9 protein-coding genes are annotated in these 7,837 nt (G+C 65.8%); 1 reads left to right on the top strand and 8 read right to left on the bottom strand.

Features of this window, described 5'->3' with window-relative positions; all coding sequences use genetic code 11:
• Positions 1 to 96: 96 nt before the first annotated feature.
• The 6 genes from CFR76_RS11650 to CFR76_RS11625 form a co-directional block, all read right to left on the bottom strand.
• Positions 97 to 1,083 carry an SDR family oxidoreductase gene (locus CFR76_RS11650; protein WP_110557180.1) on the bottom strand — a complete coding sequence of 329 codons (987 nt, stop codon included), beginning with the start codon at positions 1,081 to 1,083 and terminating at the stop codon, positions 97 to 99.
• Positions 1,084 to 1,226: 143 nt separating this feature from the next.
• The gene (locus CFR76_RS11645) at positions 1,227 to 1,805 is read right to left on the bottom strand and encodes a YqaA family protein (protein WP_110557179.1); all 579 of its coding nucleotides are present in this window, start codon (positions 1,803 to 1,805) and stop codon (positions 1,227 to 1,229) included.
• A 39-nt stretch (positions 1,806 to 1,844) separates the two neighbouring features.
• The gene (locus tag CFR76_RS11640) at positions 1,845 to 2,321 is read right to left on the bottom strand and encodes an OsmC family protein (RefSeq protein WP_110557178.1); all 477 of its coding nucleotides are present in this window, start codon (positions 2,319 to 2,321) and stop codon (positions 1,845 to 1,847) included.
• Between the two features lie 40 nt (positions 2,322 to 2,361).
• Entirely contained in the window at positions 2,362 to 3,978 is a 1,617-nt protein-coding gene (locus CFR76_RS11635; RefSeq protein WP_110557177.1) for an ATP-binding protein, read from the bottom strand.
• A 10-nt stretch (positions 3,979 to 3,988) separates the two neighbouring features.
• On the bottom strand, positions 3,989 to 4,708 hold the full coding sequence (locus CFR76_RS11630) for a response regulator (protein ID WP_110557176.1): 720 nt from the start codon (positions 4,706 to 4,708) through the stop codon (positions 3,989 to 3,991).
• Between the two features lie 82 nt (positions 4,709 to 4,790).
• A complete protein-coding gene (locus CFR76_RS11625; protein ID WP_110557175.1) occupies positions 4,791 to 5,813 on the bottom strand; it encodes a cysteine synthase A in 1,023 nt (340 codons plus the stop codon).
• 149 nt (positions 5,814 to 5,962) lie between these two features.
• Between CFR76_RS11625 and CFR76_RS11620 the strand changes: the two genes are divergently transcribed.
• Positions 5,963 to 6,373 (top strand): rhodanese-like domain-containing protein, encoded by a 411-nt coding sequence (locus CFR76_RS11620; protein WP_110557174.1) that lies wholly within the window; start codon positions 5,963 to 5,965, stop codon positions 6,371 to 6,373.
• 60 nt (positions 6,374 to 6,433) lie between these two features.
• Here the strand turns inward: CFR76_RS11620 and CFR76_RS11615 are convergent, their stop codons facing one another.
• Both CFR76_RS11615 and CFR76_RS11610 read right to left on the bottom strand, forming a co-directional pair.
• Positions 6,434 to 7,327 carry a DUF2272 domain-containing protein gene (locus CFR76_RS11615; RefSeq protein WP_110557173.1) on the bottom strand — a complete coding sequence of 298 codons (894 nt, stop codon included), beginning with the start codon at positions 7,325 to 7,327 and terminating at the stop codon, positions 6,434 to 6,436.
• 135 nt (positions 7,328 to 7,462) lie between these two features.
• Positions 7,463 to 7,819: a hypothetical protein gene (locus CFR76_RS11610; RefSeq protein ID WP_110557172.1), complete on the bottom strand. Its 357-nt coding sequence runs from the start codon at positions 7,817 to 7,819 to the stop codon at positions 7,463 to 7,465.
• Positions 7,820 to 7,837: the final 18 nt, after the last annotated feature.

The raw sequence follows: 7,837 nt of genomic DNA, 5'->3' as shown, positions 1-7,837 counted from the left end.
CTGGGCATGAAGTCTGGCCTCCTCCGCCAGTCTTCATCTTGAATCACATCACATGCCCTTTGGAAATCCTGCGATTCAAGCTATTCGCAGCGTGCTCTAGCCCCGCCGGCGGCGCAGCGCCAGCAGCACGATACCCATAAGTCCCGTCACGGTGGCCAGTTGCGCATGGCGGCTGGTCAGCAGCAGGGGCATGCTTTTGCGGGTAATCATGTCGAATCGGCCATGGGCGGCATAGGCCCCGGGGACGGTTTCATACAGGTCATCGGGTTCGTTGCCCGCGACCGGCGTCTTTTCCATCTGCTTCGCATACCCCTTGCCCGACAGCCAGCGGTCGGACAGGCCGGGCAGGAAGGTGGCCAGCGCCCAGTTGCGCACGCCGGACAGGCCGACCCAGATATCGCGTTCACGGCTGAAGGCGGCGCGGCAGATCGCCTCGGCGGCGATTTCGGGTTCGTATACCGGCCCCATCGGCTTCAGGCGCTTGCCGGTATGGTTGCGCGTCCATGAAAAGCGCGGCGTGTTGATGGAGGGCAGGTGGACCAGCGCGATGTGGATGCGGTCCCCGTCATGCAGGATTTCGGGGCGGATGCTTTCGGAAAAGGCGCGCACGGCGGCCCGTGCCCCGTTTTCCACGGCCTGCAGCGGTGGCGGGCGCAGGCTGGCCAGGCGGTCTAGGTTGACGATCGTGCCATGCCCGCGCCGGCGCATGCGCGCCAGTGCGGACCGTGTGCCGTTGACGGTGCCAAGGTAGGTCACTTCGGTCGCGCGCCGGATCTCATCGGCATCAAGGGCCGCGACCTGCCCGGTCACGCTGGCGCCGGCGCAGTTGATCCACAGGGTGATGGCGCCCAGCGCGTCCTCGATGTCCTCGGCGGCCTGCTCGACGGCCTTCGCGTCGGCCACATCGACGCAGACGACATGGGTGCGCACATTGAGTTCACGCAGTTCGGCCGCCGCATCGTTCAACCGGTCGCGGTTGCGGCCCAGCAGGGCGACATCGCACCCCGCGCGGCCCAGCGTGCGTGCTGTGGCGCGGCCGATACCTGCGCCCGCTCCGGTAATGACGGCAACCTGCTGCGGCATGAATATGCTCCCCACCCGTTGGACTATAGGCCCGCGCGGCTGGTGCTGGCGGCGCGGGGATGAAAATCACGATAAATCCGTCATATCACGCCCCGTCAGGCCCGAACACCGCCATGCGGGCAGGACAGGCGGCCGGTCGCGCGTCATATGTATTTCAGCGCCACGATCCCCCCCACCAGCGCCAGCGCGAAAATCCCTGCCACCAGTGGCAGGCGGCGTTCGATGAAGGCCTGGATCGGCGCGCCAAACCGGCGCAGCAGGGCTGCAAGCAGGAAGAACCGCGCCCCGCGCGTCACCGCGCAGGCCAGCAGGAAGGGGGCAAGGGAAAGATGGGCCGCCCCGCTGGCGATGGTGACGAATTTGAACGGGATGGGCGTCAGCCCCTTGATCAGGATGATCCATACCCCCCATTCGCGGAAACGCGCCTGCAGGGTCAGCAATGTGTTCTGCGCATGATAGAATCGCACGATGGGCATCGCGAGGTATTCCAGCAGGAACGACCCGATGACCCACCCCAGCATGGCCCCGCATACGCTGGCGGCGGTGCAGATGGCGGCAAGGCGGAAGGCGCGCGCCCGGCAGGCCAGCACCATGGGCACCAGCATGATGTCGGGCGGCAGCGGAAAGACGCTGGCCTCGGCAAAGGCGATGACAGCCAGCCACATGACGGCATGCCGGCTGGCGGCCAGGGCGATGATGCGGGCATACAGGCGTTCAAGCATTATCGGGCAATGCCATTCCACCTGTCCCGCGGCAAGAACTTATTGCGCGCTGGTGACGCGGGGTTCGCACAATACCGGGAAACTGACCGAACGCGCGATGCAGCTGCGCATGGCGGCATCCTGGTGCAGGTCGATCACGGGCTGTATTTCATGGGGGGTGGACAGGGCGGAATGGGGGCGCAGGATGACCTGCGTAATGGAAAAGGAACCGTCCGCGTATTCATCCAGCATGGCCTCGGCATGGTCGGCATAGGAAAGGATGCCGATTCCCATGGCGGTGCACAGGTGGATGAACCATAGCTGGTGGTCGGCGCACAGGGCGCCCAGCAGCAGTTTTTCGGGGTTCCATTTCTGGGCGTCCCCACGGAAGGCGGGGGAGGCGGAGCCATCTATGACCGGTCGCCCCGTGCAGTGCAGTTCGTAATCACGATGATGGGCCTGCCGGGAAGCCCCGTCATTTCCGCCGTTTCCGGTCCATAGCAGCGAGACCTGATAGCGGTGTGTTCTGTCCGGCATTGAGCGTTATATCCTGAATTGTCCGTACGGGAATCGGACCTTAGCAGACAAGCGTGACTGTCACACGCAATCCGTGCGGCTGCCGGTTGCCCAGACGGATGTCACCCCCCAGCCCCCATATGATATTGCGCGAAATCGACAGCCCGAGTCCCGTGCCGCCGGTTTCGCGGTTGCGGCTCTGCTCGGCGCGGACAAAGGGGTCGAACATGCGCTCCAGGTCTTCGGTCGGCAGGCCGGGGCCTTCATCCTCGATCAGGATGGTGACCTTGTATTCGTCCGCGTCCTCCCCGTTCCCCTTGATGGGATGAAGCAGGGTTATCCTTGCCCCGTCGCCGTATTTGACCGCATTGGTCACCAGGTTGTTCAGCGCGCGCTTGAGCGCCATGGGCCGCGCGCGCACCAGCACATCGGGCATGTTGTCCGATATGAACGTGATGTGGTCCGCGAGATCGACATGGGTTTCGGCGGCTTCATCCGCGATGGTCTGGAGCATGGCGGTCAGGTTGACCTGCCCCATCGGTTCCCGTTGCGAGGCGTCGCGGCCAAAGGCCAGGGTGGCGGCGACCATGGCTTCAAGTTCATCAAGGTCACTGAGCATCTTGGCGCGCATTTCATTGTCTTCAATGAATTCGGCGCGCAGCTTCAGCCGGGTGATGGGCGTGCGCAGGTCATGGCCGATCGCGGTCAGCATGAGCGTGCGGTCCGTCAGGTAGCGGCGGATGCGGTGGGCCATGGTGTTGAAGGCATGGGCCGCGCGAGCCACTTCGCGCGGGCCGTTTTCGGGCATGGGGGGCGCGTTCATGTTGCGGCCCAGTTCCTCGGCGGCGGCGGCCAGCGTGCTGACCGGCGCGATCAGCCGGCGCACGCCCCACAGGATCAGCAGCCCGCCGGTGAATGTCATGAGCAGGAAGGCGATGGGAAAGGTGGGCGAACGGAACGGGCTGGGACGGGGCAGGACGTAATGGATGGTGACCCAGCGCCGCTCGTCAGGCAGCAGGAAGGCCACGGCCCGCCTGCGCCCCGATGTGGGGGACACCAGGACCTGCTCGGGTCGCATCGAGGGCGGCAGGGGTCCCATGCCCCCGTCGTTTTCCGGCCCGAAGCCGTGGGGGCCGCCATGCCCGTCCGGGCCGCCGGCTTCCCTGTGGTGGTCGGGGCCAAAGGAATCCGCCCCCCTGTGGTCGGGCGAGCCGCCGGGCCAGTGCGGACTGAAAAAGGGAACAGGCCCCATGTCGTCCTTGTGGCCGCCCCATTCGCCGGGATGGCCCTGCGGGTGCGGGGGCACCGCGCGGGCGTCGATCATGTCCGGCTCGGGGCCGGGGGTCAGGGTAATGTGCACGTTTTCGGGCAGGGGCAGGGCGGCCAGCTCCCTGTCACGGTCAGATGGGGCGGTTTCCACGATCGCGCGGTAATAGCTGAACATCTTGCTGCGCGCGCGTTCGTAGATCATGCGCTGGTCAAAATCGAACCGGTCCATCGCGTGGATGGTCAGGCCGGTGATCTGGATGACCCCCAGCCCGCCAATCAGCAGCAGGGTGGTCCGTGCCGCCAGTGACTGTGGCAGCAGCCGCCTGCGCAGCCTCTGCCCCCAACCAGGTGTGGCATTTTCATCGGGAACAGGGGCGGACAGGAAGGACTGCCGGGGGGAATTGGGCATTGCGGGCGGTTCAGTGACGCTCGACTTCCGCTGCAAGGACATACCCACCCCCGCGGACGGTCTTGATAAGCTGCGCGTTGCGCCCGTTATCTTCCAGCTTGCGGCGCAGGCGGCTTATGGCCACGTCGATCGCCCGGTCGAACGGGCCGGCCTGCCTGCCGCGCAGCAGGTCAAACAGCATGTCACGGGTCATGACGCGGTTGGCCCGTTCCAGCAGGGCCAGCAGCAGGTCGTATTCCCCGCCCGTCAACGGCACTTCCACCCCTTCGGGGTTGAGCAGCCGCCGCCGCCCGGTATCCAGTTCCCACCCGGCAAAGTGCAGCGTATGCAGCACCGGCACGCTGCGGGGGTCGGGGGTGTCGGATGCGCGGCGCAGCACGGCGCGGATGCGGGCCAGCAGTTCACGCGGGTTGAAGGGCTTGGGCACGTAATCATCGGCGCCCAGTTCCAGGCCGATGATCCGGTCGGTATCATCGCCCATGGCGGTCAGCATGACGATGGGCACGTTCGCCTGCGTGCGCAGCCAGCGCGAGATGTCCAGCCCGCTTTCGCCGGGCAGCATGAGATCGAGGATCACCAGCTGGTAATGCCCTTCCGCCCAGCGGCGGCGCGCCTCGTGGCCATCGCGCGCGGTGGTGACGCGCAGTTCGTTGCGTTCGAGGAAGCGTGCCAGCAGGTCACGGATCTCGCGGTCATCATCAATGATCAGGATATGCGGCAGGGGGCTCATGTCACGATCCTACATCACAAAAAGGGCGGAAACATCAGATGTTTCAATCCGTAGCAATTTCCGCCCCATCAGGTGCAGGCCCTCAGGCCAGCCAGCTTGGAACCGGCAGGTCCTTGGCGCGCAGGAACTCGGGGTTGAACAGCTTGGACTGGTAACGCGCCCCCCCGTCACACAGGATGGTGACGATGCGGTGCCCCGGCCCCATGGCGCGGGCCACACGGATGGCGGCGGCGATGTTGATGCCCGCCGACCCGCCGACCGACAGCCCTTCATGGATCAGCAGGTCATAGATCTGTTCCAGCGCCTCCGGGTCGGGAATCCGCACCGCGTCATCGAAGTGCACGCCCTCCAGGTTGCCCGTCACCCGCGACTGCCCGATGCCTTCGGTCACGGACGACCCGCTGACCGACAGGTCGCCCGACTTGACCCAGCCGTACAGGCCCGACCCCTCCGGGTCGGCCAGCACGACGCGCGGGCGGGCGACACCGGCCTTTTTCGCGCAGTCCTCCAGCCCCAGCGTGACACCGGCCAGCGTGCCCCCCGTCCCGCACGAACAGGTGAAGGCATCGATCTTCCCGCCCGTCTGGTCCCAGATTTCGGGGGCCGTGGTGTGGCGGTGGCCTTCACGGTTGGCGGTGTTGTCGAACTGGTTGGCCCAGACGCCGCCGGTTTCCTCCGCCAGGCGGCGCGAGACATGGACGTAGTTGCCCGGGTCACGGAACGGCTTGGCCGGGACCAGGCGCAGGTCGGCGCCGATCATGCTCAGGAAGTCGATTTTCTCCCGGCTCTGCGTTTCGGGCATCACGATGACCGAGCGGTAGCCGCGCGCATTGGCCACCAGCGTCAGCCCGATGCCGGTATTGCCCGCCGTCCCTTCCACGATCGTGCCGCCGGGCTTCAGCGTGCCCCGGCGTTCGGCGTCGTTGATGATGGCAAGGGCCGCGCGGTCCTTGACCGAGCCGCCGGGGTTCATGAATTCCGCCTTGCCGTAGATGTCGCAGCCCGTTGCCTCCGATGCCCGTCGCAGGCGGATCAGGGGCGTATTGCCGATGGCAGCCGGCATGTCCGGTGAGAGGGAGGAGGCGGGATTTGCACTTTCGGCCATAAGGCAGCACCTTCACTGGTCTGGATCATATCATGCGGTACGGCGGCCAGACATGGCGGCCATGCCGGGCGTGTTGCATTCCTTACTATCAGGAATGCGCGTGGCTTGGCATATCCCTAAACAGGTTTTCCCGATGAAAGGAAACAGCGATGATTGACGATATTTCCCCCGCCGCCACGTGGGAGGCCGTGCGTGGCCGCCCCAACGCCTGGCTTGTCGATGTGCGCACCCCCATGGAATGGGAGCATATCGGCGTGCCCGACCTGTCGGGCGCGGGCAAGGTGCTGGTGCGTGACAGTTGGCAACTGCCGCCCGCGGGGCAGGTCAACCCGGACTTCATCGCTACGCTGGAGAAAGCGGGGATCGGCAGGACGGACGAGGTCTATTTCATCTGCCGTTCCGGCGCGCGCAGCATGGCGGCCGCCCACGCGGCGTATGATGCGGGCTATCACAATGTGCATAACGTGGCCGACGGGTTCGAGGGGCCGGAGGATGCAACCGGCAACCGTGGCCGCCTTGCCGGCTGGCAGGCATCCGAACTGCCGTGGTCACGCGGCTGACGGACGTGGCCGTTACGGCCTGACCCGGCCCGGCGGGTGTGAACCGGCCGGGCATGGCGGCTACTGGTCGGCCTGCGGTTCGCTATCGGCATCGTAGCGGACCTGCAGCACGACGCACCAGGGATAGCGCGGGTCAAGGCTTCTGCCACTGCGGTCGGCCAGCCGCCCGTCGCGTCCCACCGGCACATGGGTCAGGGCGACCGCGTCGTCTATGTTGCCGCCGATGATGCTGATTTCGTGACCGAAAGGCGCATCATCATGCGGGCCTGCCACCACGATGCCGCAATGGGCGGGAAAGCCCTGTTTCGTGGGCAGGTCACGAAAGCGCACCGACTTGCTGGCCCCGCGCCCCACGCAGATCAGGTCACCCAGCCTTGGCGCATAACGGGCGGGGTTGCGTGCTTTCACGCCCTTTTCCTGCCCGCTTGCGGCGGCGTTGATGTAGGTGGCGTGGTTGGGGGAATAGGCAAAGCGGTCATTCGCCCCCGCCACCCGCATGACATAGGAAATGAATGCCGCAGACCATGCGAAGCGGCCATCATGCACGAAATCGGTTATGTGGCCGTCCGCGTCGTGCTTGCCATCCCATGCGATCTCGGTTTCCTGCGGGGCCTGGCCAATCCACCAGTATTCGCCCACGCGCTGCCACAGGCCGGGCGTGCGTTCGGGCTTGACCACCGGGGTTGTGGGTTCGGGGCGCAGCAGGGGGTCGTCATCACTGACGGGTTCGCCAAACAGCCGCCATTCGCGCAGGGCAATGGCCACCACGTCCTGCCGGGTAAAGGGTTCATAATTGCGGGTGGCGAAATCAGGCACATGGGTGTTGACCGCCAGCGGCCCCGCCCCGGTGGCGTATTGCGCGACCGGCGTGGTCGCCCGCCGGGCATGGTTGCCCGGCCCATGGGCACAGGCGGCAAGGCAGGCCAGGGAAAGGAGGGGGACTATCTTGCGCAAAATCGGCACTCCATTACAGGCGGCGTGCCCATTCCATACGGGGTGGGCGGCCCCGGTGGAAGGGGGCAGCGCCGTATGGGTGAAAATGTCCCTGCATCCGGTCAGGCCCGGTACGTCATCGTGTTGCCGGGTCGGTCAGTCGTCGAACCGGTCGCCCGTAGTCGTGGCATAACGGGTGCGCCATGCGCCTTCGGACACCATGCATTCCGCGTAAAAATGGACATGATTGCCGCCAGCCTTGGCGGTGGCGTTGCCTGTGGCCCCTTGTGAAATGACACCCATCGAGGCTTTCGTCTGGCATTTCTGCTCGGCCGCGATGTAGAGGGGGTCATGCTCGTCCCTGACGGCGACGTAGCCCCTGATCTGGCCATAGGGCGAATTCGCATGGATATGGCGCTGCGGCATGCTGAAATGGTGCGAACGGGCCTGGGCGCCGGGTGTCAGGATCGTGGCAAGGCATAGTCCCGCAAACAGGATGCGGAGGGGGGGCATGGCGGGCTTCTCCTGAAA

Source organism: Komagataeibacter swingsii (assembly GCF_003207895.1).
Lineage (GTDB): Bacteria > Pseudomonadota > Alphaproteobacteria > Acetobacterales > Acetobacteraceae > Komagataeibacter > Komagataeibacter swingsii.
The sequence above is the reverse complement of the archived record's forward strand: the minus strand, read 5'-3'. Positions and strand labels throughout refer to the sequence as shown.